This is a genomic window from Lawsonibacter sp. JLR.KK007, from assembly GCF_036941135.1.
Taxonomy (GTDB): Bacteria; Bacillota; Clostridia; order Oscillospirales; family Oscillospiraceae; genus Lawsonibacter.
In genome coordinates this window covers 687,901-714,275 of sequence record NZ_JAYWSY010000001.1, presented here as the reverse complement: position 1 = coordinate 714,275, position 26,375 = coordinate 687,901, and the positions used below count along the sequence as shown (strand labels likewise).

Genomic DNA, 26,375 nt, shown 5'->3' with positions numbered 1-26,375 from the left:
AATTTGGATTTTGTCAATATCCGCTTTTGCCGCCAGCTGCTGCAAAATCAGCCGATGGCGTGTTGATATCACACAAGAACAGAGAAAGGAAGATCACCATGAAAAAAATCGTATCCTTCTTCGGAGAGCCCTCCCCCGTATTTGATGAGCTGAACCGGCGGGCGGAGTCCTACGCCGCGGAAAAAGGCTTCGCCTACCGCTGGGTCCCTCAAAAGCCCTTTGACCAGGCTCAGGTCATCCAATGCCTGCAGGAGTCCGACATGGGCCTGATCGATGTAGAGCCCTACGGAGAGGAGATTTTCCGCGCCATCGACGGCAAATGCCCCCTGCTGGTCCGCTTCGGCGTAGGCTACGACAAGGTGGACCTGGCCGCCGCCACCCGCCACGGGATTGCCGTGGCCCGCACCACCGGAGCCAACGCCAGCGGAGTGGCCGAGATGGCGCTGACGCTGATCCTGGCCTGCCGCCGGGAGCTGCGCCCCAACCGCTTCCGCTGCATTGAAACCGGCCGCTGGGATAAATACATCGCCAGCGAGACGGTGGGCGGCACGGTAGGCATCCTGGGCTTCGGCGCCATCGGCCGGCTGCTGGCCAAACTGCTGCTGGGCCTGGGCTGCACCGTGATCGCCTACGACCCCTTCCCCAACCAGGCGCTGGCCCAGGAGATGGGGGTGCGTCTGGTGGACCTGGACGAGCTCTTCACCACCTCGGACGCCATCAGTGTCCATGTCCCCTACAATCCGGACACCCACCACATGGTCAACGCCGCCCGTCTGGCCCAGATGAAGCCCACTGCGGTCATCGTCAACACGGCCCGGGGCAACATCATCGACGAGGACGCCCTGTATGACGCCCTGAAGGCCAGGCAGATCCGGGGGGCTGGCCTGGACGTCTACGCGGTGGAGCCCCTGCCCGCGGAGAGCAAGCTGCTGGAACTGGACAACCTGATCCTCAGTCCCCACTTCTCCAGCCAGACAGTGGAGTCCCTGTGGAACACCTATAAAATGGCCATCGATATCACCGTCGATTTCTATGCGGGGAACCCCTCTCCCCATATCCTCAATCCCGAATATAAAACCAGAAGGGTCTGAAGGGACCGCTTGAGCAGAAAGGAGTGGCTCAAATGGCGCAATATGTGATGGGAGTGGACAATGGCGGTACCGTGATCAAGGCCGCCCTGTTCCGTCTGGACGGCACCGAGGCGGCGGTGGCCTCCCGGCACACCCCGGTCTCCTCCCCCCGGCCCGGGTATCAGGAGCGGGACATGGAGGAGGTATGGCAGAAAAACTGCGCCTGTATCCGGCAGGTATTGGAGCAGTCCGGCGTCTCCCCCCAGGAGGTAGCCGCTCTGGCGGTGTGCGGCCATGGAAAGGGGTTGTATCTGTGGGGGAAGGACGGGAAGCCTGCCCGCCCTGGCATCGCCTCCACCGACAACCGCGCCTGGTCCTACCCCCTCCGCTGGCGGGAGTCCGGCGTCTTTGACCGGCTCTACCCCCAGCTGTGCCAGCAGCAGCTGGCCTGTCAGCCCTCCGCCCTGCTGGCCTGGATCAAGGAGCACGAACCGGAGGTCTACCAAAACATTCAATGGGTCTTCTCCATCAAGGACTACATTCGCTTCCGCCTCACCGGGACAGCCCTCAGCGAGCGCACGGACCTGTCCGGCTCCGGGCTGATGGACGTGTCCCGTGCCCAGGTAGACCCGGCCCTGCTGGAGGCGCTGGGCATCGGTGAGGCGGCGAACTGGATTCCCCCTCTGTGCGGCTCCTTTGACCCATGCGGCCAGGTGACCGGCGAGGCCGCCCGGCTCACCGGGCTGTGTCCCGGCACTCCGGTGGCCGGAGGCATGTTCGACATCGACGCCTGTGCGGTGGCCATGGACATCACCTCCCCCGATCAGCTGTGCACCATCACCGGGACCTGGAGCATCAACGAGTTTATCTCCCCCCGGCCCAAGCTGGGCACCCAGGTGTCTATGAACTCCCTCTACGCCCTGCCAGGATATTATCTGCTGGAGGAGTGCAGTCCTACCAGCGCGGGGAATTTGGAGTGGGTGCTGGAACAGCTGTCCGGCAGCCTGAAGCTGCCCCAGGACCAGCCCCTTTACGACAGCGTCAACCAGCTGGCGGCCTCCATCGCTCCGGAGGACTGCCAGGTCTATTACCTCCCCTTCCTCTACGGCTCTAATGCCCACCCTCTGGCCAAGGCGTGCTTCCTGGGGCTGACCAGCTACCACACCTCCGCCCACATGCTGCGGGCGGTCTTTGAGGGGGTCGCGTTCTCCCACCGGGTCCATATCGACCGCCTCCTCACCGCCCGCACCACCCCGGCCATCGTGCGTATGGCGGGAGGCGCCGCCAACTCCCCGGTCTGGGTGCAGATGTTTGCTGATGTGCTGAACCTCCCCATTCAGCGGGTCTCCGGAGCGCGGGAGCTGGGCGCGCTGGGCAGCGCCATCGCCGCCGCAGTGGCCGCCGGACTCTATCCGGACTACACCCGCGCGATCCAGGCGATGGTACGCGTCAGCGAGCCGGTCCAGCCGGACCCGGCCGCTCATGCGGTCTATCAGAAGAAATTTGAGCTGTACCAGGCGCTCAGCGCCGCGCTGGACCCCGTCTGGGACCGGTTTACAGTGTGAGGAAAGGAGACGCCCCTTGCTTGAACCGTTTATGAACGCGGTCCCGACCGCTGATTTCCAGGCTCTTCCAGACAAGCGACGCTTGAATCAACACGGAGCCAACGCCTATTACGGACAAACGATTGCGCCTCGGAAGGAGAAGAAACAAGATGAACTTTGAAAAAACACATCTGTGCCGCCTGCCCTGCTGCTATGCCGTTTCTCCCCTCACGCTGGACGGGCGGCTGAAATATCTGCTGGCCACAGACGATCACGGTCCCTGCTACTGCATCGACGCCCAGACGCTGGAGCAGGAAACCGTCTGGGAGGAAACAGGGGGCACGATGTCGATCATCCCTCTGCCTGGGACCAACGGCGAATTCCTGGCCTCCCAGCGCTTTCTCCCCGGATTCGCCGCCCTCCACGCCCGCATCGTCCGCATGACCCGGGAAAACGGCCGGTGGACGGAGCGGCTCTGGATGGAGCTGCCCTATGTTCACCGCTTTGACCTGCTTCACCGGGGCGAGCAGCGCTATTTTCTGGGCTGTATTCTCTCCACTACCGAGGAGGAGCAGGCGGACTGGTCCAAGCCCGGCACCCTGGCAGCCGCCCCTGTGGACGCCAGCTTCTCCCCTCCCGCCGCGCTGGAGACCATCGCCGTTGGCATGAGCCGCAACCACGGCTACTGCCGGATGGAGCGGGCCGGGTATTCCGAAGCCTATACCGCCTGCGACCAGGGGGTATTTCGGGTGGCTCCCCCCGAGGCTCCCGGCGGGGCGTGGACCGTGGAGCAGCTGCTAACAATCCCCGCCTCCGATGTGGCGGTGTGTGATCTGGACGGAGACGGCCAGGAGGAGCTTGCCACCATCGAGCCCTTCCACGGCAGCGCCTTCGTGATCTACAAAAAGCTGGGAGACAACTACCGGGAGATCTACCGCTACCCCACTCCGGTGGATTTTCTCCATGCCATCTGGGGCGGACTGCTGTGCGGAGAACCGGTGTTCCTGGCCGGGTGCCGGGATCTGGACAAGGAACTGTTCCTGGTGCGCTGGACGCCGGAGGGTCCCAGGGAGGAGATCATCGAACGGGGCTTTGGACCCAGCAACGTGGCCGTCTTCGGAGACGAGGAGACCGGCTATATCCTGACCGCAAACCGCCAGAGCGATGAGGGCGCTCTGTTCACCGTACGAAAGGGGGCGGAGAGATGAAGGAGTACCGCCTTGGGCTTTATGAGAAAAGTATGCCCTCCTCGCTGACTTTGAAGCAGAAGCTGACCGAGGCGAAGGCCGCCGGCTTCGACTATCTGGAGCTGTCCATTGACGAGACCAACGCCAAGCTGGCCCGGCTGGACTGGAGCCAGGAGGAGATCGCCGGTCTGGTCCAGGCCCAGCTGGAGCAGGGACTTCCCATCCGCTCCATCTGCCTGAGCGGGCACCGAAAGTATCCTCTGGGCCACCCGGACCCGGCGGTCCAGCAGCAGAGCCTTGCCATCATGGAAAAGGCCGTCTGCCTGGCGGCGCAGCTGGGGGTGCGCACCATTCAGCTGGCGGGATACGATGTGTACTATGAACCCTCCACCCCTCAGACCCGCCGGGATTTTGCAAAAAATCTCCAGCTGTGCGTAGAAATGGCGGCCCGGGAGGGGATCATCCTGGGCTTTGAGACGATGGAGACCTCCTTTCTCAACACGGTGGCCAAAGCTATGTACTGGGTGGAGCGCATCCATTCCCCCTATCTTCAGGTCTATCCGGACATTGGCAACCTGACCAACGCCGCCCTCACCTACGAGAGCGATGTGTGTCAGGACCTGCGCATGGGAGCGGGCCATCTGGCCGCCGTCCACCTGAAGGAGACCACCCCCGGTGTGTTTCGGGAGGTCCCCTTCGGCGCCGGACATGTGGACTTCACCACGCTGGCCCCTCTGGCCCGGCAGCTGGGCGTGAGCCGGTTCGTTGGTGAGTTCTGGTACACCGGCGGGGAGGACTGGCAAAATACCCTGCGGGACAACTGCGCCTTTCTCCGCCGGGCCCTGGACACACCCGCTCCCGCATTGCTATAATAGGCTTCAAAAGGAGGAGATCCTATGAAAAAAATATCCGGCATCGCCAACCGGGACCAGGCCACCAAAACGGTCTTTACCGCCGGTCCCTTTACCTACGAGCTTATCCCGGACTACGGCCAGTTCCCGGATGGCTACGAGTTCACCATGTACCCCAGCGGCTGCTGCGACCGGGAGGACAATCTGTTCCTCACCTCCCGCAATCTGAACCACCCCATCGTCATGCTGGACGCCCAGGGCCGGTACGTGAAGGACTTCGGCAAGGGGCTGTTTCAGGAGACCCACGGCATCTGCGTCACCCCGCAGAACACCCTTCTGTGTCCCGACACGGCCCTGCACGTGGTGCGGGAGCTGACCATGGAAGGAGAACACCTCCGGGACCTGGGCACCCTGGGCGTCCCCAGCGACAGCGGCTATGACCCCAACCTCTGGCGCAGACTTCAGCGCCAGGGCAAGCTGATCCCCACCGATGTGGCCTTCGACACCGCCTGGGCCTTCAGCCTGAGCCTGCAGAGCATCCAGCGGGCAGCCCCGCCCTTCAACCGCCCCACCGGCGTGGTGGTGGGTCCCCAGGGGGACATCTTCGTCAGCGACGGCTACGGAAACGCCTCGATCCACCGCTTCGCCCCAGACGGCGCCCTGAAAAAGACCTGGGGCGGACACGGCGACGAGCCGGGCCGGTTCATCATTCCCCACTGCATCTGGTGCGACCGGCTGGGCCGTCTGTGGGTGGGCGACCGGGAGGGCAACCGGGTCCACGTCTTCGACGAGGATGGCCAGCTTCTGGCCTGCCTGGAGGACAACCTGTACCAGCCTACGGAGATCTGGGCCGACGCGGACTACGTTTACATTGCCGAGCGGGGCGGCGGCGTCACCATCGTCAACATGGATCTGGAGGTGGAGGCCCAGCTTGGCTTCTTCAACTCCCCCATTCGGGCCCACGGCATGTGCGGCAGCTCCAAGGGCGACCTGTTCCTGATGCCCCTGACCACCTACGACCGGCACTATCTCATGAAGCTGGCACGTATCCGCTGATGCAAACCAAAACGGCCGGCGCAGCTTAAAACTGCGCCGGCCGTTTTATCTGTTCTCTTACTGCGCCGCCCGCTGGAGAAGCTCCTGCTCCCCCATGGGCGCGTTCCCTCTTGACAAATTGGTCTATATACTGTAAACTCGTATTGGACTACAAGCTGTAAACCAATTCAGGAGGGGATCACTATGACGCAATATAAGCTTGGCGAGGTCGAATTTGCCTTTGCCGCCCTGATCTGGGACCATGAGCCGCTCACCTCCAGCCAGCTGGTGGAGCTGTGCGGAGAGCGGCTGTCCTGGAAAAAATCCACCACCTATACCGTCCTGCGGCGGCTGTGCCAGCGGGGCCTCTTTCAGAACGAGGGAGGAGTTGTGACCTCCCGGCTGTCCCGGCAGGAGTTCGACGCCCTGCGCAGCCAGGAGTTTCTGGACCAGACCTTTGACGGCTCCCTCCCCCGCTTTCTCACCGCCTTCGCCAGCCGGAAGAAGCTGAGCAGCGAGGAGATTGCGGAGCTCCAGCGGCTCATCGACGAGAACAGGGGGTGAGGATATGGAACGATGGCTCTCCGCTGTATTGAGCATGAGCGGAACGGCCTCCCTCGTCATTGCGGCCGTACTGCTGATCCGTCTGGCTCTGCGCCGGGCTCCCAAGCGGTTTTCCTACCTTCTGTGGGCGGTGGTCCTCTTCCGCCTGTTGTGTCCCATCTCTCTGGAGAGCGCCTTCAGCCTTCTGCCCGCCGCTGAGCTTGTGCCAGCCGCCGGGAATGGCGGGCAGGAGCGTCAGGTGGTCCAGGTCCAGACCGGCTTGCCCGGCCTGGACCGGCAGATGAACGACTTTTTCCTCCGCCACCCCTATCAGGGCGTTGCGGACCACCCAGAGCATGCGGAGGCTGCCCCCTCCCCGGTCATCCCCCAAGCAGGCAAGGTCACCCTGCCCGCCATCCTCTGGCTGACGGGCGCGGCCCTTCTGCTGGGGTACAGCGCCCTGTCTCTGATCCGTCTGCGGCGCGCCCTGGCCGAGGCGGTCCCCCTGGAGGGCGAACCCGGGGTCTGGCTGGCGGACCGGGTCCCCACTCCCTTTGTACTGGGGCTGCTGCGGCCCCGGATCTATCTGCCCTCCGCACTGCCCAAGCAGGAACGGGACTACATCCTCCTCCACGAGCGGACCCACATCCGCCGCTGTGACCATATCCTCCGGGCGCTGGCCTGGCTGGCGGTGGCGGTCCACTGGTTCAACCCCCTGGTGTGGCTGGCCTTCCGGCTGGCGGGCAAGGACATGGAGATGTCCTGTGACGAGGCGGTGCTCCGGAACATGGACCGGGACGTGCGGGCGGACTACTCCGCCTCCCTGCTGCGGCTGTCGGCCGGAGGCAGGGAAAAACTCCCCGCCGGACCGCTGGCCTTTGGGGACAGCGATCCCAAGAGCCGCATCAAGAACGTGCTCAGCTACAAAAAGCCGGCCCTGTGGGTCATGGCGGCGGCGGTGGTGGTGGTCGCCGTCACCTGTGCGGCTCTGGCCACCAACCGGGTCAGCCAGCCCGCCGGGGAGAAGGACACGCCTCCCGTGGAGGTATGGGTGGACTACTTCTCCAACCCCAGCGATCTGCCCTGGGACGAATACCGCGACCTTCAGCTGCCGGAGTTTCCCGAAAAAACCTTCCGCTGGAATCCGGGGCTTGTGGAGGTGGTCGAAACCCATTACGACCTGGTCACTCATGGCACGCTCTACTCCGGGATGCCTGTGTGGAACGTCTTCCTCTGCGACCTGAACGGCGACGGCAAGCGGGAGTTCTGCTCCACCGTCAGCTTCGGCTCCGGGCTGGTGGACAGCCATGTGGAGGTGTACGACTACGCCAACCAGCACAGATACCTCCTCTGGGACCGGGGGATTTATGATTACACCCTGTCCCTGGAGGACGGACAGCTGATGGTCACCAAGTCGGAATACATAGGGGAGGATATCGCCTCCGGGCGGCTGATCCTCACCGAGGACGGGCGGCTGGCCATTGAGGGCCAGGAGGTGAACTCCACCGCCGCCCCGGAGATCGACCTCTCCCCTGCCGCCTACGCACTGGATGACCTGTGGACCTATGTAGACATCACCGGGCTGGACTGTGAATACATCCGCTGGTACGCCCGGGAGTTGAATACCCACTCCGAGATCCCGGAAAACGCCTTGGGCTATCTGGAGATTTCGGAACCCAGGTTCCTTGGCCTTTCGGAGGATTACTACTATGTCACCGCCGTCTACAGCCCCCAAGAGGACCCGGACCGCATCTGGCTCCAGCTGGGTCCCAGGGCGCAGGGCGGCAGCAGTGAAATCCACTGCGTCGTGGACCTGACCACCGGCCAGCAGTCCCCCATCTACGGGGAGCCCTACGCTGAGCTTGACCCCCAGGAGCTGCTGTCCGCCGCTCGGGCACTGGCTCAGCTCATCGTCAACGCATCGGACTACCACGCCGCCAGCGCCGTTCCCGAGGAGGGCCCGCTCCCCTTTGACAAGCCCATGAAGCTGTGGTTCGGCAGCGGCGCGGGGGGCTGGGCCACCATTCTCACCCTCCACCCCGACGGGACCTTTGAGGGGGACTATGAAGACGCCGACATGACCATCCGGTACGTCTGCCAGTTCCACGGGCGGTTTACCGATATCACTCAGGTCTCCGACACCTCCTGGTCCATGACCCTGGAGGAGCTGGTGCTGGATACCAAATACCCCGCGGGCCGGGAGTGGGACGAGGACGGCTGCCACTACATCTCCAGCGAGCCCTACGGCTTTGACGGCAAAGATGGCAAGGCCCTGAAGCCCGGCGCGGAGTTCACCTTCTACACCCCCCAGGCCACCGGCTACGCCCCTGGCGACGACCTGTACGGAATGATGGACGAGGAAAACGCTCCCCTGCGCGAGTTCTGGTCCTGGTGGCCCGCCAAGCACGGCTGGGGCCCCAACGGCGACATCCTGGGCTGCTATGCCCTGCACAATGTCACCTCTGGACGGGGGTTCTTCGACCTGTACGCCTGGGGGCTGCTGTAGGGTTGCATTCTTCCCCCTTTCGCGCTATACTGGCCGAAAGGAAAGGAGCGCGTCTTATGGTGGAAGCAGTATTCAGCGAGAGCGCCTGCGGCAGTTTGAAGTACGCCCAATTCTTCGGCCGGGGCGAATACGGCGGCGGCCTTTTGGGGATCATTCTGGAGCCCTCCGACGGCGAGCCGTCGGAGGAGGAGATCGCCCGGCTCCAGCGCCGCGCTGAGGAGGAGCACCGCCGGAAATGGGAGCGGGCCCGTCCCATGGGCGGCAGGGCCCAGGACGTGTATGGCTTTTCCCTGGGCCTGAGCCTGGGGGATATCTCGGAAAAAATCCCCGGCCCCATCCGCCGTCAGGTCCTCTGTGCGTACTGCGGCTTCTCCCCATCGGTACCGGGCATCGGGGAGCAGCTCGACCGGTGGATCGACGGCGGAGCCGAGACGCTGCGCGCCGTTCTGGAGCGGTCTGCCGCCGGGGAGCCGGTGCGCCTGTGGTACAGCGACCAGCCCGATGAGCTGTGCGGCTTCTACTGGCTGCTGGCCCGGCTGGACGGCCTGGAGCAGTGCGGGGCCGTCAGCGCCGTCAAGCTGCCCCGCTGGGACCAGCGGGACAACAGCGTGGTGACCTACACCGCCTGGGGCGACGTGCCCCCTGGGGAGTGGAGCCGCTTTCTCCCCCTGGAACAGCCCATCTCCCCCATCCTGCGCCGGGCCTGCGCCAACCGGTGGAGGGAGCTTCAGGAGGAAAACGCCCCCCTGCGGACCGTTTTGAACGGAACGCTGGCCGGTGTTCCGGAGGATTTCTACGACAGCTTCATCCGCCGGACGCTGGCCCGGATGGAGCGGGAGTTCAACGAGTCCCGTCTGATCGGGGAGGTGATCGGCCGCTGCCAGCTGGGAATCGGCGACGGTCTGATCCACCGCCGCATCCAGGCGATGGTGGACGCCGGCGAGCTGGAGGCTCTCACCCAGGCGGCGGAGGGCGACCCTGTCTACCGCCGCATGCTGCGAAAACGGTAAAAACACACGGATACCTCCTTTGAGGTATCCGTGTGTTTCATTCCTTCAAACTTACACCGACTCGAAGATGGCCTTCATCCCCTTGAAGGTCATATAGCAGTCCAGCTTGCCCACCGTCTCGAAGGGGGCGTGCATGGACAGGACGGGTACGCCCGCATCCAGGGTGTCGATGTTCCGCTCGGCCATGTAGGCGGCCACTGTGCCTCCGCCGCCGGCGTCCACCTTGCCCAGCTCGGCCATCTGCCAGACCACGTTGGCGCCGTCCAGAATGCGGCGCGCCTTGGCCACCACCTCGGCGGAGGCGTCGGAGGCCCCCGACTTGCCCCGGGCTCCGGTGTACTTGCACAGACCCATGCCGTAGTTGACAAAGGCGCTGTTGCGCTTTTCGTAGACGTCGGCAAAGTTGGGATCGTAGGCGGCGGTGACGTCGGCGGACAGGCAGAAGGATTTCTCATAGCAGGCCCGCAGGGACACCCCCTGGGCCTGGCACAGGTCCTCCATAAAGGTGTCAAAGGCAGCGGACTTCATGCCGGTCACCCCCTCGGAGCCGATCTCCTCCTTGTCGGCCAGCATACACACGGCAGTGTACTCCGGCGCGGACAGCTGGAGCAGGGCCGCAAGGCAGGCGTAGGCGCACACCCGGTCGTCATGGCCGTAGGCCCCGATGAGGGAGCGGTCAAAGCCGATGTCGCTGGCGCGGAAGGCTGGGACTGCGCACAGCTCCGCAGAGATAAAGTCCTCCTCGGTGATGCCGTACTTCCGGTTGAGCAGCTCCAGGGCGGCCAGCTTCACCCGGTCCTTGCCCTCGTCGTCCTCCAGGGGGCGGCTGCCCACCAGGATATTCAGCGTCTCGCCGGGGATGGCCTCCCCCAGCGGCTTCTTAGACTGCTCCGTCCCCAGATGGGGCAGCAGGTCATCAATGGTGAACAGGGGGTCGCCCTCTCCGCCGCCGATGGATACCCGGACGGTCTGCCCCCCCTTGAGGGCCACCACCCCGTGGAGCTCCAGGGGGATGGTCACCCACTGGTACTTGCGGATGCCGCCATAGTAGTGGGTCTTCAGATAGGCCAGCTCATCGGACTCGTAGAGGGGATTCTGCTTCAGGTCCAGGCGGGGGGAGTCGATATGGGCCGCGCCGATGTTCGCCCCCTCAGACAGCGGCCGCTTTCCGATCACCGCCAGCGTCACCGCCTTGTCCCGGTTCACCCGGTAGACCTTGTCGCCGGGCTTCAGCTCCCCGCCCCGAATATAGGGCCGAAAGCCCGCCTTCTCTGCCAGGGCCACCGCCCGTTCCACGCACTCCCGCTCGGTCTTGCCCGCGTCCAGGAACTGCTTGTAGCCCGTGCAGTAGGCCTCCATGGCCTCCGCCTCGCCCTCGGCCAGACGGTCGTAGCCGTTTTTCTTGTCGTAGAGCAGCGCCTTGCGCAGCTGCTCGCCCCGGGTCTGTTCCTTCTTTTCCTCGCTCATGATGATAAAACCTCCTTCAAAAATGCCCGCGCCGTTTGAGAAAACTCCTCCGCGCTGGAACAGTCGTTGATTAAAGTATAGTCACAGTTTTGGATAAAATACTCGTCCGGCTTCTGAGCGTTCACTCTGGACCAGGCGTAAGCCTCCGAAATGCCCTCCCGGGCCATGATGCGGCGCACCCGGACCTCCGGCGGAGCCAGGACAGCCACTGTCAGTTGACATAATTCTTTTATGGAGCCCTCCAGCAGGGCGATGGCGTCCACCGCGGCAAGTTGCTTCCCCTGCCGTTCACAGTCCGCCAGCAGAATACGGACCTGATCCGCCACCGCCGTCCAGGCGATGTTGTTGAGGAGTTCCAGCTTGTCCGGATCAGAAAAAACCACCGCCCCCAGCCTTTTCCGGTCGATCCTCCCGGAGCCGTCCCGCAGAGGGCCAAAGGCCGCCTCCAGCTCAGACCGTAAAGCGGCGTCCTGTTCCAGCATTTCGTGGTAGACGGCGTCGCAGTCGATGACCGCGCCGCCCAACGCCCCCACCTCCCGCAGGAGGGTGGTCTTCCCCGCCCCTGTGGGGCCGGTGATGCCCAAAATCGTCATAGCCTTACCTCTCTTAAAAGCGGTCATATCCCTCCGCCGCCCATTGCCGGGCGCGGAGGCTCTTCTCCAGGCGGCCAGCCTGGACCAGTCCCCACACCGGGACCAGCAGGGCAAACCAGGGACCCGGCCGGTCCTCCTCCGCCGCCAGACGCCAGGCCCGCAGGAGCATGTACCTCCGGAGCAGCCACAGCAGTCCCAGCCCTGTCACGATGCCCGCTACACCGTCGTAATCCAGAAACCTGCGGCTCCCCGCGAGCAGCGCCCCGATGAAGAAGGAAAACAAGAGCCCCCCGGTACTCATAAACAGCACGCTCCCGGCCAGCAGAAACAGCCACAGCATCAGGAACAGGTTCAGCTCCCATCCCCGTTCCAGCAGGGCCAGCCCCTGCTTCCAGCCAGGCCCCTCCACTCTGCCCGGCAGCAGGACGCAGCCTGCCAGCAGAAGCTGAGGGAGGAAAAAAGCCCACATCGCCGGGGTGGGCGTGATCGTGTCCCCCCGCCAGAGGGCATCCACCGCCCCGCACAGGGCGGGGAGCAGTCCGGCGGTAAAGATGCGCCACACGGTCCCCTGCAGGGATGGGCGGCCCGTCCTCCCTGCCGCCGCCAGCGCCAGCCACAGCACCCCAAAGGCCCAGGCAGCCAGTCCCAGCTCCTGCACCGCCTCCAGCAGGAACAGCTCCAGCAAAGACCAGATCCCGGCGGCGGTGTGGGCCGCATAGTATAAAATCCAACCCAGATTTCCCCAATTCACAGCTTCCACTTCCTTCCGTGCATCCAGCATACCGAAAGGAGTGCAAAACTGCAAGGGGGTTGGGACAGCCGGTCGTTTTGGGAGGATAATCGGCTGTCAGGCGTCCACGACGCGGAAGCCCGCCGCCTTGTTCAGCCGGTTGACCACCGCCAGCCCCATACCGGCGGAGTCCGGGCACTGGGCCCAGATGTGCTTCACGCCGCTAGCGTCCATGGCCCGAAGGGCACGGAACAGCCGCCGGGCGTGCTCAAAGCTGTCCAGTGAGCCTCCCAGCTGCTCCACCGGGTAGTCCTGAAACCAGTGGGCAAATTCATTGAAGCAGATGACCCCATCCCAATAGCTGTCCTTTATGTGATCCAGAATATACTGCGCACTGCGCGGCGGCTCCCCCCGGACCACGGTAACCGGAGCCTTGGGGGCGTAGTGGCGGTACTTCATGCCGGGCGCCCGGGGGCGCTCCTCCTTGCCCAGCTGCCGGGTGACGGCGGGGTCCAGCTCCACGTCCTCCAGCACGAGCTGCAGCTCCTCCAGGGGGATGCCGCCGGGGCGCAGCAGCCGGGGCGGCGTGCAGGTCAGATCGATGATGCTGGATTCCACCCCCACCTGACAGTCGCCGCCGTCCAAAATGGCGTCGACCTTGCCCTCCATATCGTCCAGCATGTGCTGGAAGCTGGTGGGGCTGGGCTTTCCCGAGGTGTTCCCCGAGGGAGCGGCCACCGGCACCCCCGCCGCCTGGATGATGGCCCGGCACATGGAGTGGGCCGGACACCGCATCCCTACCGTATCCAGTCCGGCCGTCACGACATCGGGGATCACATGCGGACCGAAGTGGGTCGCGGAGCAGACAGGTCCCTGCTCCAGCTCCCTCAGCTCCTCCGGAGTCCGTTTTTTGCACCGGAGGATCATCGTCAGCGGCCCAGGCCAAAACCGCTTTGCCAGCCGCCAGGCCGCGTCCGGAATGTCCTGGCAGTAGAGCTCCAGCCAGGAGGCGTCTGGAATGTGGAGGATCAGCGGGTTGTCCTGGGGACGGCCCTTAGCCTGGAAGATGCGCCGGACCGCCATGGGGTTCAGCCCGTTGGCCCCCAGACCGTACACCGTCTCAGTAGGGATGCCCACCAGACCGCCGGCCCGGATGATCTCAGCGGCCCGGTCGATCTCATTTGCTGTGAGAAGCTGTGTTTTCATAGTGTCTGCCTCCTGAAAAGGCTTCCATTGATGTTTATGGGTGCAGAATCAGGTCCCCCAGCTCCTCCGGGGTCCCGGCCAGGAAGACGGCTCCCTCCGCCTCCAGCTCGGCCCGGGTCCGGAAGCCCCAGAGCACTCCGCAGCTGGTCAATCCGCCGTTTTTGGCGGTGCGGATATCCACATTGCTGTCCCCCACAAAGAGGGTGTTGTCCACCGAGGCCCCCATCTCCCCCATCAGCCGGTGGAGCAGGGTGGGATCGGGCTTGGTGGGCGCGCCGTCCAGCGCCCCTTGGACGCAGTCAAACACGCCGGGGAAATAGCCCTCGATGATGGATGGCACCAGGCTGTGGGCCTTATTGGACAGCACCGCCAGCTTCACCTCCGCCCCCTTCAACCGCTCCAGCAGCGCCTGAATGCCGGGATAGGGGGCGGTCTTGTCCTCCTTGTGGGCATCGTAGCGGGGCATGAACTCCGCCAAAACGGCTGCCACCCCCTCGGGCGTGCGCCAGTCCTCCGGGACGAAGCGTTCGGCCAGCTTCGCCATGCCGCTGCCCACGTACTGCTTGTACTCCTCCACGGTATGGGTGGGCCAGCCGTGGACCCGGCACACCCAGTTGCTCGCGTCCGCCAGATCGTCGATGGTGTTCAGGAGGGTGCCGTCCAGGTCAAAAATCACATTGGTATACATCACATTTCCTCTTTACTCGTAGACGCCGATCTCCATGCAGCCGATCTCCACCGTAGTGTCCCTGGGAAACTGGACCCGCTGAAGGTACGCCTTCACCGCCACTTGGGCGTGCTTGGGGTTGGCCCGCTCGTCTTCCAGGTCCAGGTCGATGCGTCCGGCCTCACCGCCGCAGACGGACCCCACATCCTCCAGCACCTCATTCAGCTCCCCGATCACGTCATGGAGGTCCTTTCCCTCCGGGAGGGATTTGTAATGAATATACATTTCCATAAAATTGGCTCCTTTTCCTTATTTCTGCTCCTTCAGCAGCTCCGCTTGATGGCTGGCAGCCAGGGCGTCGATGATCTCGTCCAGAGCGCCGTCCATCACCTGGTCAATCTTGTACAGCGTCAGGCCGATGCGGTGGTCGGTCACCCGGCCCTGGGGAAAGTTGTAGGTACGGATGCGCTCATTCCGCATGCCGGACCCCACCTGACTGCGGCGCTGCTGGGTGTATTCGTTGGAAATTTTCTCCTGCTCCGCCTCGTACAGCCGGGAGGCCAGAATCCGCATGGCCTTGTCCCGGTTCTGGAACTGGCTGCGCTCCTGCTGGCACTCCACCACCGTCCCAGTGGGCCTGTGGATCAGCCGGACAGCCGAGGAGGTCTTGTTCACGTGCTGTCCCCCCGCCCCTGAGGAGCGAAACACCTGCATCTCGATATCGGCGGGGTTGAGCTGAACGTCCGCCGTCTCCATTTCGGGCAGGACGGCCACCGTGACCGTGGAGGTGTGGACCCGCCCACCAGACTCGGTCTCGGGCACCCGCTGGACCCGGTGGACACCGCTCTCAAACTTGAATCGGGACCAGGCGCCGTCCCCCTCAACGGTAAAGACAATCTCCTTCACGCCGCCCAGCTCCGTCTCATTGGCGGAGTCCACCGCAGTATGCCACCGTTTGGACTCGGCATACATGGAGTACATCCGGTACAGGGAGTGGGCAAACAGGGCCGCCTCCTCCCCGCCCACTCCGGCGCGGATCTCTACGATCACGTTTTTCCCGTCGTTGGGGTCTTTTGGCAGAAGCAGGATCTGCAGCTCACGCTCCAGCCGGGGCAGCTCCTCCAGCGTCCGCTGATACTCCTCCTGGGCCAGCTCCTTCAGCTCCGGGTCGGACATCATCTCCTCCGCCTGCGCCTTGGCGTCCAGGGTGCGCCGGTAGGTGCGGAAGGTGTCCACCAGAGGCTGGAGCTCAGCCTGCTCCTTGTTCAGCCGGGCCACCAGGTCCGGGTCGCCGTAGGTCTCCGACGCTCCCAGCCGGGCCTCAATCTGACTGTAGTTCGCCTCAATCATAATCAGCTTGTCCAGCATGGACAGCCCTCCTTCGTATGCGCATTCATTCTGCCGCCGCACAGGCGGCGGCAGGCTCTCTTCGCAGCGGGGACTCCGCCCGCAGGGCTGAGCCCCTTCTACCGGTCGAACACAAAGGATTTCACCAGGGCCAGCGGCTCCCGGATATACATTTTCAGCCGGGAGACCACATGGCTGGAGGGGGCGGCCAGGGTGGACACGTTCTCATACCCCGCCCGTCCGGCCAGCAGTTTGGCCCGGGTGAGGTGGAAGCCGTTGGAGACGATGATCACACCATCCTTTATGTCGATGCCCGCCTCCGCCAGGTGCTGGGCGGACCAGCGCAGGTTCTGGTTTGTGTTGTGGGACTGGCTCTCCAAAATGATATTCTCCCGGCTGAAGCCGTGTTCCGCCAGGTAATCGGCCATGCCCTGGGCCTCGGAGGTGGGCTCGTTCTCCCCCTGCCCTCCGGAGACCACCACCGTCATATCCGGGTGGTCCTGCAGGTATTCCAGAGCCTTGTCCAGCCGGTCCTGCAGCATGACAGAGGGACCCCAGTCGTGGAGCTGGCAACCCAGGATCACCATGACCTTGGGGTCGCCCCGGACCTCGTCCCGCGCACCGCTGAGCACCAGGCTCAGCAGGGCGCCGAAGACCATCGCCCCAAGCAGGACAAGGGCCAGAAACGCCTTGAGCCACAGGGCAAACCGCTTTCCCTTGTAGCTGGCCACCTCCACCTTGGGCCGTCTGTGAATTTTCTGCATCATCCCCGCGCCTCCTCCAGGTCTGCCGCCAACCGCTCCCAGACGGCATACAGATGGGCCAGCTCGTCCTCCAGGGCCTCCCGCTGTTCATACAGCTCCTGGAGCTTCAAATAGTCCGCCGACGCCTCCTGGATGGCCTGCTCCAGATCAAACATCTGCTCCTCGGCGGCGGCCACCGCCCGCTCGGCGGCGTTGACCTCCTTCTCCAGGTTTTTGGTGCCGCCGGAACGTTTGGGCTTGTCCTTCTTCTCCGGCGGCGGAGGGGGGGCGGCGGCTTCCGCCAGCCTGCCCCGCTCCTTCGCCGTTTGAAATTCCTGATAGGTCCCCCGGAAATCGGTGATCGTTCCCTGCTCCAGCATCCAGATGCGGGTGGCAAAGCGGTCGATGAAGTACCGGTCGTGGGAAACGAAGAGCAGATTGCCCTCGTACTCCTCCACCGCCTCCTCGATCCACTCCCGGCTTTGGATGTCCAGATGGTTGGTGGGCTCGTCCAGGATCAGCAGGTTGATCTTGCTGTCCATGAGCATGCACAGCCGCAGCCGGGACTGCTCCCCGCCGGACAGGGCGGACACTGGCTTGAAGACGTCCTCCCCCCGGAACTTGAAGGCGGCCAGCCGGTCCCGGGCAGTCTGGGCGGTGCAGTCCAGCTCATAGAGCATGGTGTTCACCAAGTCGCGCTCCGGGTGGTCAAAGTGAATGATCTGCGGCAGATAGCCCACCTTTACCGTCGGTCCCTTCCTCAGCTTTCCGCCGTCCGGCTCCTCCTCCCCCATGAGGATCTTGATCAGGGTGGACTTGCCGGTCCCGTTGTCCCCCAGCAGGGCGATGCGCTCGCCGCCCGCCACCTCCAGGTTGACATGGTCAAACAGGGTCCGTCCGCCAAAGCCCTTGGACAGGTTTTTGATGGACAGCACCTCGTCCCCCCGAAACTCCCGCTCGCCAAAGCGGACGGACATCTTGCGGTCCTTTTTGGGCTTGTCCGTCTGACGGATACGCTCGATGCGCTTTTCCATGGACTGGGCCCGCTTGAAGATCTTGTCGTTGCCCGAGTAGGCCCAGATGCGCAGCTGCTCGGCGGCCTTCTCCAGCTGCTGGATCTTGGCCTGCTCCTTCTCGTACTGGCGCAGCTTCTCCTCATACCGCCGCTCCTTCTCCACGGCATAAAAGCTGTAGTTTCCGGCGTAAAACTCCGCTTTTCCCGCCTGGATCTCCACCACCCGTCTGACCACCTTGTCCAAAAACCAGCGGTCGTGGGAGACGGCCAGGACGGTGCCCTTGAATTTTTCCAAATACTCCTCCAGCCACTCGGTAGCCCGCAGGTCCAGGTGGTTGGTGGGCTCGTCCAGCAGAAGGATGTCGGTGTCCTCCAGGATGAGCCGGGCCAGGTTGACTCGGGTCTTCTCCCCGCCGGACAGCTGGTCAAAGAGCCGCTCCCGCATATCCTGGGGGATGGACAGGCCGCTGCACACCTTATTCTTGTTGGTGTCCGTCTCATAGCCGCCGCCGGTCTGGAAGGCGGCAGACAGCTTGTCGTACCTGGACAGTACAGCGGGATCGCTCTCCCCCTTCTCCATCCGTTGGGACAGGGCGGCCATCTCCTCCTCCATCCGATGGAGGGGCTCAAAGGCGGTGTCCAGCACATCCTCCACGGTGTAGCCCGCCGGGTAGACGGGGATCTGGGAGATCAGTCCCAGCCGCCGGTTGGGGGCAATGACCACCTCCCCCTCGTCGGGGTGGACCACGCCAGTGAGGATGCGCAGCAGGGTGGTCTTGCCGCAGCCGTTTGGGCCCAGCAGCCCCACCCGCTCGCCGGAATCCACCTGGAAGGTAAGCCCGTCCAGTATTTTTTTGCCGACCTCAAACTCTTTTACAAGGCCGGATACTGCGATATCAATCATTGTTTGGGTCCTCGCTTGTCTGCAATCGTTTCTTATGGTACAATCTCTCTCGAAATCAAATGGAAATGAGGGATTTTTTATGGAGGCGATCCGCTGGGAACGGAATGAGCTCTATCTGTTGGACCAGACCCGTCTGCCCGGCTCGGAATACTGGCTGCGCTATACCAACTACCGGGATGCGGCTCAGGCCATCCGGACCATGGTGGTCCGGGGCGCGCCTGCCATCGGCGTGGCGGCGGCCTACGCGATGGTGCTGGCCGCCCAGGAATATGCCGGTGCGGCGGACTTCACGGGGAGCATGACTCAGGCCAAGCAGACGCTGGCCGGCAGCCGCCCCACAGCGGTCAATCTGTTCTGGGCGCTGGACCGGATGGAGCGGTGCTGGCTCGCCTGCGGGCCTGACCTGCTCCGCCTGGAGGAGGAGGCCCGGACCATCCACCTGGAGGATATCCAGATGAACACCGCCCTGAGCAAAGCGGGCGCGGAGCTGGTGCCCTGTCAGGCCAGAATCCTCACCCACTGCAACGCCGGAGCACTGGCCACCGGCGGCTGGGGCACCGCTCTTGGGGTCATCCGCACGGCCCATGCCCAGGGAAAGGTCTCCATGGTATACGCAGACGAGACCCGTCCTCTGCTCCAGGGCGCCCGGCTCACCGCCTACGAGCTGGTGAACGACCGCATCCCTGTCACCCTCATCTGCGACGGCATGGCCGGGTATCTGATGGCTCAGGGGTGCGTCGATCTGGTGGTGGTGGGCTGTGACCGCATGGCCGCCAACGGGGATTTCGCCAACAAGATTGGCACCTACTCCCTGGCCGTGCTGGCCAAGCACCACGGCATCCCCTTCTACACCGCTCTGCCCTCCTCCACCATCGACCGGTCGCTCCCGGACGGGAGCCGCATCCCGGTGGAGCAGCGGGACGGCGGAGAGGTCACCTCCTTCGCGGGGGTCCAGACCGGCCCCGCCGGGGTGCGGACCTGGAACCCCTCCTTTGACATGACTCCCCACGAATTGCTCACCGCCGCCATCACCGAGCGGGGCGTTCTCAGGCCCCCCTTTGATCAAAGTCTGGCCAGATTGTTTCAAGAGGCATAAACGCCTCCCTCACACCTCTTCTGTCAGCGCCAGCAGCCTGGCGGTCAGCTCCTCCAGCTTCATGCCCCGGGACGCTTTCACCAGTACGGTGCAGTCCGGCCCGACCACCTGGGGCAGTACCGCCATGGCATCCTCCCGGGTGTGGCAGTGGATCACCTGAGCGACGCCCGCCTCCCGGGCGCCCTCAGCGATGTGCCGGGCCAGGCTGCCCACCGCCACCAGACAGTCGACGCCCGCAGTCCCCAAATATTCCCCCACCCCGCTGTGGAGCGCGGGGGCAAAGGGACCCAGCTCCAGCATGTCGCCCAGGACGGCCACCTTCCGGCTGCCCCGGCTGTCCGCCAACGCGCTGATGGCCGCCCGCATAGACTGGGGATTGGCATTGTAGGTGTCGTCCAGAATGGTGATGCCGGAACTCCGCCGCAGCACATTCATCCGCATCCGGGTGGGGACAAACTGGCTCAGACCCTCCTCGATCTGGTCGGGCGTCAGGCCGAACCGCTCCCCCGCCGCCGCCGCGATGAGGGCAGGATAGATCATGTGCTCCCCCAACGCGGGGATTCTCACATCCCGGTCCATGTGCGGAGTGGTCAGGCGGCAGTGGATGTGGCTGACGCCGTCGCCGCCGGTCACCTGGGCCCGGTAGTCGCACCCCTCCCCCTGCCCGCAGAAGACAGCGGGAACAGGAACGTTCCCCTTCAGCGAAGCCAACAGAGGGTCGTCCCCATTGAGGATCAGCAGGCCGTCCCCCTTCACATGGGGCAGCAGCTCGCACTTGGCCCGGAAAATATTCTCCCGGCTGCCCAGACGCTCGATGTGGGCGTCGCCAATATTCGTGATGATCCCCACATCGGGCTTGACGATACCGGCCAGATAGTCGATCTCGCCAAATTTGTCCATCCCCATCTCCAGCACCGCGATCTGATGGCTGGAGTTCAGCTCCAGCAGGGTCAGCGGCAGACCTATGTTGTTATTGTGGTTGCCCTCCGTCTTGAGCACCTTGTATCGGACGCCCAGAACGGCGGCCAGCATATCCTTGGCGGTGGTCTTGCCCACGCTGCCGGTCACGCCGATCAGAGGGATTGCAAACCGGTTTTTATGCCAAACGGCCAGGTCCCGGAGGGCCTGCTGGGTGTCCTCCACCTTCACGTAGAACTTTCCCGGCAGGCAGCTGTCCCGCTCCAGGGCGGTGATGCAGCCGGCGGCGCCCCCCTCCAGGGCGGAGTTGATATAGGCGTGGCCGTCGAAGCGTTCCCCCACCAGCGGGAGGAACAGGGTGCCGGGATGGATGGACCGGCTGTCCGTCTCTACCTTGGAGATGGGAGTATCCAACCGGTCAAAGCTTCCCAGCAGGCGGCCGTGTACCGCCTCCAGCAGCTGAGCCAAGGTGATGGGTTCCATTACAGTCTCTCCTTCCGGGCCTCCATGGAAATTTGAATGATGGTCTCACAGAGCTTACCGTAGTCCATGCCCACTGCGGCGGCCTCCTGGGGCACCAGGCTGGTGGGCGTCATGCCGGGCAGGGTGTTGATCTCCAGAAAATAGGGGACGCCCTCCTGGGTGACGATAAAGTCCGCCCGGGCATAAACCGACAGGCCAATGGTATGGAACACCGCCAGCGCCGCATCGCCGACGGCCTTCTCCCACTCCTTGGGGATGCGGGAGGGACACACCTCCGTTGCCGCGCCGGGCTGGTACTTGTTGGCGTAGTCGTAGAAGCCCTCTCTGGGGATGATCTCGATGGAGGGCAGAGCCCTGCCGCCCAGCACCGCCACCTGAATCTCCCGGCCTTTGATGTACTCTTCAATGACCGTGCGGCCGCCCAGCTTGACGCTCTCCTCCAGGGCCTTTTTCAGCTCCCCTTTGCTTTTCGCAATGTACACCCCGATGGAGGAGCCGCTGGCAATGGGCTTCACCACCACCGGAAGCCTGGTGCGCTCCACCAGCTCCTCCAGGGTCTCCCTGGTGACGGTAACCGTCTCCCACCGGGGGGTTTTCACCTGGTTCGCCACCAGACGCTTGGTCAGGTCCTTATCCATGGCGATGGCGGAACCCAGACAGCCCGAGCCGGTGTAGGGCACGCCCAGCAGATCCAGAGCGGCCTGGATGCGGCCATCCTCGCCGCAGGCGCCGTGGAGGGCCAGGAACACGACCTCCGCCCCGGCGCACATCTCAAAGACGCCGGGACCGATGGCGGAGGGACCGCCGCCCCGCCGGGCCTTTACCTCCTCCAGATCAGGGGCCTCCCGGGCCACCCGCTTGAAGGACTCCGGAATGGGGGCGACATACAGGTTTTCCCCGGACAGCGCGCCGTCCAGACCGTAAAACAGGTCCATCAGCGCCACCTGATGCCCCCGCTCCCGCAGGGCCTGGCAGACCATGGCCCCAGAGGACAGCGACACATTGCGTTCCGGGCTGAGTCCGCCCGCCAATACTAACACTTTCATAGCATAATACCTCACTTCATGATACGCGGCGGCCGCTTCTTTGGCCCTGCCCCCGCGCGATGGGCAGACCAATCACATTTTATCATTAGTAAGATATTCTAACACATCCCTTTCTAATACTCAACCCGAAGATGAAATTTTTTCCCTCTTTTGTTTGACATCCTCCCCATTTTCCTGTATGATAATCGGGCAAGTAAGCTGGACAGCCGCGCAAACGGGGCGAAAGGCCCGTCTGTGAGGAAAGTCCGGGCTCCGCAGGGCAAGGATAACGGGTAACACCCGCCGGGGGCGACCCTAGGACAAGTGCAACAGAGATATACCGCCGCATCCTTCCTCACAAGGGATCGGTGCGGTAAGGGTGGAAAGGCGAGGTAAGAGCTCACCCGATGGCGTGTAAAAGCGTCCATCGCTGTAAACTCTATCCGGAGCAACGCCGTGGAGGGACATACAGGCCGGCCCGGCCGTCCCGGGGAGGCGGCTAGAGCGCGTTGGCAACGGCGCGTCGAGATAGATGGCTGTCTTAAAAGACAGAACCCGGCTTACAGGCTTACTGCACCAGAAAACCGCCGTCCCATTTGGGACGGCGGTCCTGTTTATGCCTGAATGCTGATTTCCGGCGCGGGAGCCGGTTCCGCCGAGGCGGCGGCATACTGCTGAACGGCCGCGTCCACGGCGGTCTGGGTCTGAGCGGTCAGCTGCTCCATCTGGGCGCGCATCTCCTGCTTAGAGGCGGCGATATGGTCCTGCATGCGGTTATCCACCGCCGCTTCCCGCAGATACCCAGACTCCCGGATGATCCGCATGGTCTGCTTGCTCTTCAGCTGGTGGCGCAGGCGCTTGGCCTCTCGGGTGCGCTTCTCCTTCTCCAGCTTGGCCTGACGCTTGGCGGTCAGCTTCTCCTGATTGAGCTCCCGCTTCTTCTTCCCCGCCCGGTTCACCGCCTTTTGCAGTTGGTTGATGGCAGCCTGAATCCGGTCTGCGTTGTCGCTGTCGCTGCGCTTGGCGGCGCTGAGCTGGGCGATCTGCCGCCGGGCATAGCCGGAGGCGGCGTCCACATCCCCTGCAGTCCTGGCCCGGGCCAGCTTGGAGTAGGCCAAAATGGCGGCATCGCCATACCGCCGGCTGCTCTTGGGGAGCTGGAACATCTTCTCCCGCTCCGCCGCCTTCTCCTGGGCCTCCTTCATCATGTCGGCCAGGGTCGGCTGGCTCTCCTGCTCCTCCCGGAGCGCATCCGCCAGCGGCTTCTGTTCCTCCTGGACGGCGGCGGCCTGACCAGACGCAGCCGGTTTCGGATAATACGCGCTCGCACCGACACCAGAAACACTCATGCCGCTCACAGAGCTCCCCTCCTCATTTCATATGTATTGATATCGACCAAAACAGGGAGGGAAATAAGAGCATTTTTGGAAATATTTTTCAGGCCGTCCTCTCACGGGGCAACTCGATTTTCTGGATCAAGCCGATGATCTGGCCAGACAGGACCACCGTCAGCACAGACCAGCCGATGCGCCGCAGCGGGATGTAGCTGACAGACAGCGCCAGCACGGAAAAGTCAGACAGCAGATAGACCCACTGGATATCCCAATGCGTCACATGGGAGACGCACATGGCTAGGGCATCATCCCCGCCGGTGGCCCCTCCCACCCGGACACACACCCCTGCTCCCACGCCCACAAACACCGCGCCCAACACCGACGCCGCCAGGGGCATCTCCGCCAGCTGGGGCCACAGGGGCGGGAACTGCTCAAACACCTTGTAGGCCGCGGAAAAGCCCAGTGACGCCAGGGCGGAGTAGCCGATAAACTCCCGTCCCAGCAGCTTCCAGCCCATGGCGTAGCACAAGGCGTTCATGATAAAGCCAGACACCGCCGGAGAGATTTTCAGCCAGTGCTCCAGCAGCAGCGTCATGCCCAGCACGCCCCCCTCTGTCACCCCGGAGAAGGAGTGGACATGGTATAGCCCGAAGGCCAGAAACGCACTGCTCAGCGCCGCCATCATGCAGGATATCGGTTTCAGCTTCAATTCATAACAATCCTCATTTCTGCTTTGATAAAAAAGACCGCCGTCCAGTCGGGCGACGGTCTGTGTTCTTACTCCTGGTCCCAGTTGTGGTAGACGTTCTGCACGTCGTCGTTCTCCTCCAGCAGGTCGATGAGCTTTTCCATGTTTTTGATGTCAGTCTCGTCGGTGAGCTTGACGTAGTTCTGGGGCACCATCTGCACTCCGGCCTCCAGGAAGGTATAGCCCTTGGCCTCCAGGGCCTCGGTGACGGCGGTGAAGGAATCCGGATCGGTGTAGACCTCAAAGACCTCGCCGTCGGCCTGCATGTCGTCGGCCCCGGCATCCAGCGCATCCATCATGACGGTGTCCTCGTCCAGGTCCTCCGACTCAATGACAATGACGCCCTTTTTATCAAAGGACCAGGACACACAGCCGGTGGCCCCCAGGCCCTTTCCGTATTTATCCAGCAGGTGGCGGACCTCGGGCGCGGTACGGTTGCGGTTGTCCGTGAGGGCCTCCACGATGACCGCCACGCCGTTGGGACCGTAGCCCTCATAGACCACATTCTCAAAACTGTCGGTGTTGCCGGAGCCCAGCGCCTTGTCGATGGTGCGCTTGATGTTGTCGTTGGGCATATTGGCCGCCTTGGCCTTGGCGATGACGGTGGCCAGACGGGAGTTGTTGGCCGGATCGCCGCTGCCGCCGGTCTTTACCGCCACGATCATCTCACGGGCGATCTTGGTAAAAATCTGGGAGCGCTTGGCGTCCGCCGCCCCCTTGGTTTTTTGTATGTTGTGCCACTTGGAATGTCCGGACATGAAAATGTTCCCCCTCTTGTGTAATAAGCGGTGGTATTATATCACTGTTTTGTCCTGTTTGCAACCCTTGGAGCGCATTTTTTAGCCCAGCGTCGCTACGGCCTCCTCGATGGCCGTCTCCTCGGCCTGTATGGCCTTAAGGGTCATATCCAGCAGCTTGTCCAGCTCCCAGCCCAGCAACTCCGCTCCGTTGGCGATTACATCTCGGGAGCAGCCGGCGGCGAATTTCTTGTCCTTGAACTTCTTCTTCAGGGATTTCAGCTCCATATCCGCCACGCTCCTGGAGGGCCGCATCAGGGCCGCCGCACCGATCAGGCCGGTGAGCTCGTCGCTGGCGTAGAGCACCTTCTCCATCTCGTGCTCCGGCTTGATGTCCACCCGCAGGCCCCAGCCGTGGCTGGCGGTGGCCCGGATGACGGCTTCCTCCACTCCGGCCTCCCGCATCAGCTCCTGGGACTTCTCGCAGTGCTCCTCGGGCCACATCTCAAAGTCCAGGTCGTGGAGCAGACCCACAATGGACCAGAAGTCCGCCTCCTCCCCATAGCCCAGCTCCCGGGCGTACCAGCCCATGACATGCTCCACCGTGATGGCGTGGCGCAGGTGGAACGGCTCTTTGTTGTATTTGGTCAGCAGGTCCCATGCCTGCCCGCGGTTCATCGACATAACGAATTCCTCCTGGTGATAAAATAAAGAGGATGGAACAACCATCCTCTTATTATGGGCACAAACTGGCAGTTTTGTCAATAGGCCACCACGATCCCGCCGTCGTAGGCGTAGACGCTGGTGATGCCGCCGGCCTCGGTGATGATGATGTGGGCAAATTTGCACTTGGCCTCCACCATGGCCTTCACCTGAAAGGCCCGGTCCAGACAGTTGCAGTGGCAGATGGCCAGGGTGCGGCCCACATGGCTGGCGTCGGCGGCGATCTTGTCCACCATCTTGGTCAGGGCCTGCTTGATGGTGAGGGCCTGGCCCAGCTTGCAAATCTCCCCTTCGGGGGTGGCGCCCATAAACAGCTTAATCTTCAGCGCCCCGGTGATCACCGCCTGGAGCTTGGTGAGCCGGCCGTTTTTCCGCAGATTTTCCAGGGATTCCAGCACAAACATAGTCCGCATCTGGTAGATGAACTGCTCCACCTCGGTCACCACCCGCTTGAAGGGCATCCCGGCGGAGGCCAGCCGGTGGATGGCCATGGCCACCAGCAGCTCCCCGGCGGCGGCGGAGCAGGAGTTGAACACATGGACGTTGGCCTGGGGGGCCTCCTCCTCCAGCAGGAGGCGGGCCTGCTCGGCGCTGTTGTGGGAGCCGCTGAGCAGCGCGGACAGGGTCACCACATACACGTCGTCCACCCCCCGGAAGGCGTCCAGATAACTCTGAGGAGAGGGGCAGGCGGTGGAGGGGGCGTCCTCGCTCTGGCGCATGGACCACAGCAGGTCGGCCTGGTCGAAGGTTTCGTCGTCAACGAACGTGCTGCCATTGGAAAAGATGGTCAGCGGCACCTTCACAAAGGCCGGGTCCTTCAGCATAGCGGGGGTCAGGTCGCAACAGCTGTCCACTACAATCTTAAAACTCATGTATTTCATCTCCAGACGTGG

The 26,375-nt window shown here is 63.5% G+C and carries 25 protein-coding genes and 1 other RNA gene; 10 read left to right on the top strand and 16 right to left on the bottom strand.

Annotated elements, in window-relative coordinates:
• Positions 1-98: 98 nt before the first annotated feature.
• The 8 genes from VV088_RS04110 to VV088_RS04075 all read left to right on the top strand — a co-directional run bounded on the left by VV088_RS04110 (position 99) and on the right by VV088_RS04075 (position 9,746).
• Positions 99-1,091: an NAD(P)-dependent oxidoreductase gene (locus VV088_RS04110; protein ID WP_334599522.1), complete on the top strand. Its 993-nt coding sequence runs from the start codon at positions 99-101 to the stop codon at positions 1,089-1,091.
• A gap of 32 nt (positions 1,092-1,123) precedes the next feature.
• The gene (locus VV088_RS04105) at positions 1,124-2,635 is read left to right on the top strand and encodes an FGGY-family carbohydrate kinase (RefSeq protein WP_334599520.1); all 1,512 of its coding nucleotides are present in this window, start codon (positions 1,124-1,126) and stop codon (positions 2,633-2,635) included.
• Between the two features lie 149 nt (positions 2,636-2,784).
• On the top strand, positions 2,785-3,822 hold the full coding sequence (locus VV088_RS04100; protein WP_334599518.1) for a hypothetical protein: 1,038 nt from the start codon (positions 2,785-2,787) through the stop codon (positions 3,820-3,822).
• Entirely contained in the window at positions 3,819-4,673 is an 855-nt protein-coding gene (locus VV088_RS04095; RefSeq protein ID WP_334599517.1) for an L-ribulose-5-phosphate 3-epimerase, read from the top strand. The genes VV088_RS04100 and VV088_RS04095 overlap by 4 nt, the downstream gene beginning before the upstream one ends.
• A gap of 24 nt (positions 4,674-4,697) precedes the next feature.
• On the top strand, positions 4,698-5,708 hold the full coding sequence (locus VV088_RS04090; protein ID WP_334599516.1) for a hypothetical protein: 1,011 nt from the start codon (positions 4,698-4,700) through the stop codon (positions 5,706-5,708).
• Positions 5,709-5,891: 183 nt separating this feature from the next.
• The gene (locus tag VV088_RS04085; protein ID WP_334599515.1) at positions 5,892-6,251 is read left to right on the top strand and encodes a BlaI/MecI/CopY family transcriptional regulator; all 360 of its coding nucleotides are present in this window, start codon (positions 5,892-5,894) and stop codon (positions 6,249-6,251) included.
• Between the two features lie 4 nt (positions 6,252-6,255).
• The gene (locus VV088_RS04080) at positions 6,256-8,736 is read left to right on the top strand and encodes a M56 family metallopeptidase (protein WP_334599514.1); all 2,481 of its coding nucleotides are present in this window, start codon (positions 6,256-6,258) and stop codon (positions 8,734-8,736) included.
• A 56-nt stretch (positions 8,737-8,792) separates the two neighbouring features.
• Entirely contained in the window at positions 8,793-9,746 is a 954-nt protein-coding gene (locus tag VV088_RS04075) for a DUF3658 domain-containing protein (protein WP_334599513.1), read from the top strand.
• 51 nt (positions 9,747-9,797) lie between these two features.
• Here VV088_RS04075 and VV088_RS04070 read toward each other — a convergent pair whose 3' ends face one another.
• The 9 genes from VV088_RS04070 to abc-f all read right to left on the bottom strand — a co-directional run bounded on the left by VV088_RS04070 (position 9,798) and on the right by abc-f (position 18,418).
• Positions 9,798-11,213, bottom strand: a complete 1,416-nt coding sequence (locus tag VV088_RS04070; RefSeq protein WP_334599512.1) for an aminopeptidase — start codon at positions 11,211-11,213, stop codon at positions 9,798-9,800.
• On the bottom strand, positions 11,210-11,833 hold the full coding sequence (gene coaE / locus VV088_RS04065; RefSeq protein WP_334599510.1) for a dephospho-CoA kinase: 624 nt from the start codon (positions 11,831-11,833) through the stop codon (positions 11,210-11,212). The genes VV088_RS04070 and coaE overlap by 4 nt, the downstream gene beginning before the upstream one ends.
• Positions 11,820-12,557, bottom strand: coding sequence for a hypothetical protein (locus tag VV088_RS04060; protein WP_334599509.1), 738 nt, complete (start codon positions 12,555-12,557; stop codon positions 11,820-11,822). The genes coaE and VV088_RS04060 overlap by 14 nt, the downstream gene beginning before the upstream one ends.
• Positions 12,558-12,653: 96 nt before the next feature.
• Positions 12,654-13,742: an L-threonylcarbamoyladenylate synthase gene (locus tag VV088_RS04055; RefSeq protein WP_334599508.1), complete on the bottom strand. Its 1,089-nt coding sequence runs from the start codon at positions 13,740-13,742 to the stop codon at positions 12,654-12,656.
• Between the two features lie 34 nt (positions 13,743-13,776).
• Positions 13,777-14,430 carry an HAD family hydrolase gene (locus VV088_RS04050; protein WP_334599507.1) on the bottom strand — a complete coding sequence of 218 codons (654 nt, stop codon included), beginning with the start codon at positions 14,428-14,430 and terminating at the stop codon, positions 13,777-13,779.
• A gap of 12 nt (positions 14,431-14,442) precedes the next feature.
• Entirely contained in the window at positions 14,443-14,700 is a 258-nt protein-coding gene (locus VV088_RS04045) for a hypothetical protein (RefSeq protein WP_334599506.1), read from the bottom strand.
• A gap of 18 nt (positions 14,701-14,718) precedes the next feature.
• Entirely contained in the window at positions 14,719-15,777 is a 1,059-nt protein-coding gene (gene prfA / locus VV088_RS04040; RefSeq protein ID WP_334599505.1) for a peptide chain release factor 1, read from the bottom strand.
• 98 nt (positions 15,778-15,875) lie between these two features.
• Positions 15,876-16,523, bottom strand: coding sequence for a YdcF family protein (locus VV088_RS04035; RefSeq protein WP_334599503.1), 648 nt, complete (start codon positions 16,521-16,523; stop codon positions 15,876-15,878).
• A complete protein-coding gene (gene abc-f / locus VV088_RS04030; protein WP_334599502.1) occupies positions 16,520-18,418 on the bottom strand; it encodes a ribosomal protection-like ABC-F family protein in 1,899 nt (632 codons plus the stop codon). Before abc-f ends, VV088_RS04035 begins: the two co-directional genes overlap by 4 nt.
• 79 nt (positions 18,419-18,497) lie before the next feature.
• Here abc-f and mtnA point away from each other — a divergent pair, with 79 nt between their 5' ends.
• Complete coding sequence (gene mtnA / locus VV088_RS04025) at positions 18,498-19,514, top strand: S-methyl-5-thioribose-1-phosphate isomerase (RefSeq protein WP_334599501.1); 1,017 nt, start codon at positions 18,498-18,500, stop codon at positions 19,512-19,514.
• 9 nt (positions 19,515-19,523) lie between these two features.
• Here mtnA and VV088_RS04020 read toward each other — a convergent pair whose 3' ends face one another.
• Positions 19,524-20,915: a UDP-N-acetylmuramoyl-tripeptide--D-alanyl-D-alanine ligase gene (locus tag VV088_RS04020; protein WP_334599500.1), complete on the bottom strand. Its 1,392-nt coding sequence runs from the start codon at positions 20,913-20,915 to the stop codon at positions 19,524-19,526.
• Positions 20,915-21,961, bottom strand: a complete 1,047-nt coding sequence (locus tag VV088_RS04015; protein WP_334599499.1) for a D-alanine--D-alanine ligase — start codon at positions 21,959-21,961, stop codon at positions 20,915-20,917. The genes VV088_RS04020 and VV088_RS04015 overlap by 1 nt, the downstream gene beginning before the upstream one ends.
• Before the next feature lie 190 nt (positions 21,962-22,151).
• Between VV088_RS04015 and rnpB the strand changes: the two genes are divergently transcribed.
• Positions 22,152-22,519: RNase P RNA component class A (rnpB, locus tag VV088_RS04010), an RNA gene on the top strand.
• A gap of 35 nt (positions 22,520-22,554) precedes the next feature.
• Here the strand turns inward: rnpB and VV088_RS04005 are convergent.
• The 5 genes from VV088_RS04005 to VV088_RS03985 all read right to left on the bottom strand — a co-directional run bounded on the left by VV088_RS04005 (position 22,555) and on the right by VV088_RS03985 (position 26,354).
• On the bottom strand, positions 22,555-23,298 hold the full coding sequence (locus tag VV088_RS04005; RefSeq protein WP_334599498.1) for a hypothetical protein: 744 nt from the start codon (positions 23,296-23,298) through the stop codon (positions 22,555-22,557).
• A 79-nt stretch (positions 23,299-23,377) separates the two neighbouring features.
• Entirely contained in the window at positions 23,378-23,983 is a 606-nt protein-coding gene (locus VV088_RS04000) for a YitT family protein (protein ID WP_334599497.1), read from the bottom strand.
• Positions 23,984-24,051: 68 nt separating this feature from the next.
• Positions 24,052-24,780 (bottom strand): YebC/PmpR family DNA-binding transcriptional regulator, encoded by a 729-nt coding sequence (locus VV088_RS03995; RefSeq protein ID WP_334599496.1) that lies wholly within the window; start codon positions 24,778-24,780, stop codon positions 24,052-24,054.
• Positions 24,781-24,861: 81 nt separating this feature from the next.
• Positions 24,862-25,443, bottom strand: a complete 582-nt coding sequence (locus VV088_RS03990) for a hydrolase (protein ID WP_334599495.1) — start codon at positions 25,441-25,443, stop codon at positions 24,862-24,864.
• A gap of 77 nt (positions 25,444-25,520) precedes the next feature.
• On the bottom strand, positions 25,521-26,354 hold the full coding sequence (locus VV088_RS03985) for a DegV family protein (protein WP_334599494.1): 834 nt from the start codon (positions 26,352-26,354) through the stop codon (positions 25,521-25,523).
• Positions 26,355-26,375: the final 21 nt, after the last annotated feature.

What these genes read in the sequence shown, in the direction of transcription:
- VV088_RS04110 (WP_334599522.1), top strand. Translation starts at nt 99, where the DNA reads ATGAAAAAAATCGTATCCTTCTTCGGAGAGCCCTCCCCCGTATTTGAT.
- VV088_RS04105 (WP_334599520.1), top strand. Translation starts at nt 1,124, where the DNA reads ATGGCGCAATATGTGATGGGAGTGGACAATGGCGGTACCGTGATCAAG.
- VV088_RS04100 (WP_334599518.1), top strand. Translation starts at nt 2,785, where the DNA reads ATGAACTTTGAAAAAACACATCTGTGCCGCCTGCCCTGCTGCTATGCC.
- VV088_RS04095 (WP_334599517.1), top strand. Translation starts at nt 3,819, where the DNA reads ATGAAGGAGTACCGCCTTGGGCTTTATGAGAAAAGTATGCCCTCCTCG.
- VV088_RS04090 (WP_334599516.1), top strand. Translation starts at nt 4,698, where the DNA reads ATGAAAAAAATATCCGGCATCGCCAACCGGGACCAGGCCACCAAAACG.
- VV088_RS04085 (WP_334599515.1), top strand. Translation starts at nt 5,892, where the DNA reads ATGACGCAATATAAGCTTGGCGAGGTCGAATTTGCCTTTGCCGCCCTG.
- VV088_RS04080 (WP_334599514.1), top strand. Translation starts at nt 6,256, where the DNA reads ATGGAACGATGGCTCTCCGCTGTATTGAGCATGAGCGGAACGGCCTCC.
- VV088_RS04075 (WP_334599513.1), top strand. Translation starts at nt 8,793, where the DNA reads ATGGTGGAAGCAGTATTCAGCGAGAGCGCCTGCGGCAGTTTGAAGTAC.
- VV088_RS04070 (WP_334599512.1), bottom strand. Translation starts at nt 11,213, where the DNA reads ATGAGCGAGGAAAAGAAGGAACAGACCCGGGGCGAGCAGCTGCGCAAG.
- coaE (WP_334599510.1), bottom strand. Translation starts at nt 11,833, where the DNA reads ATGACCGCTTTTAAGAGAGGTAAGGCTATGACGATTTTGGGCATCACC.
- VV088_RS04055 (WP_334599508.1), bottom strand. Translation starts at nt 13,742, where the DNA reads ATGAAAACACAGCTTCTCACAGCAAATGAGATCGACCGGGCCGCTGAG.
- VV088_RS04050 (WP_334599507.1), bottom strand. Translation starts at nt 14,430, where the DNA reads ATGTATACCAATGTGATTTTTGACCTGGACGGCACCCTCCTGAACACC.
- VV088_RS04045 (WP_334599506.1), bottom strand. Translation starts at nt 14,700, where the DNA reads ATGGAAATGTATATTCATTACAAATCCCTCCCGGAGGGAAAGGACCTC.
- prfA (WP_334599505.1), bottom strand. Translation starts at nt 15,777, where the DNA reads ATGCTGGACAAGCTGATTATGATTGAGGCGAACTACAGTCAGATTGAG.
- VV088_RS04035 (WP_334599503.1), bottom strand. Translation starts at nt 16,523, where the DNA reads ATGATGCAGAAAATTCACAGACGGCCCAAGGTGGAGGTGGCCAGCTAC.
- abc-f (WP_334599502.1), bottom strand. Translation starts at nt 18,418, where the DNA reads ATGATTGATATCGCAGTATCCGGCCTTGTAAAAGAGTTTGAGGTCGGC.
- mtnA (WP_334599501.1), top strand. Translation starts at nt 18,498, where the DNA reads ATGGAGGCGATCCGCTGGGAACGGAATGAGCTCTATCTGTTGGACCAG.
- VV088_RS04020 (WP_334599500.1), bottom strand. Translation starts at nt 20,915, where the DNA reads ATGGAACCCATCACCTTGGCTCAGCTGCTGGAGGCGGTACACGGCCGC.
- VV088_RS04015 (WP_334599499.1), bottom strand. Translation starts at nt 21,961, where the DNA reads ATGAAAGTGTTAGTATTGGCGGGCGGACTCAGCCCGGAACGCAATGTG.
- VV088_RS03995 (WP_334599496.1), bottom strand. Translation starts at nt 24,780, where the DNA reads ATGTCCGGACATTCCAAGTGGCACAACATACAAAAAACCAAGGGGGCG.
- VV088_RS03990 (WP_334599495.1), bottom strand. Translation starts at nt 25,443, where the DNA reads ATGTCGATGAACCGCGGGCAGGCATGGGACCTGCTGACCAAATACAAC.
- VV088_RS03985 (WP_334599494.1), bottom strand. Translation starts at nt 26,354, where the DNA reads ATGAGTTTTAAGATTGTAGTGGACAGCTGTTGCGACCTGACCCCCGCT.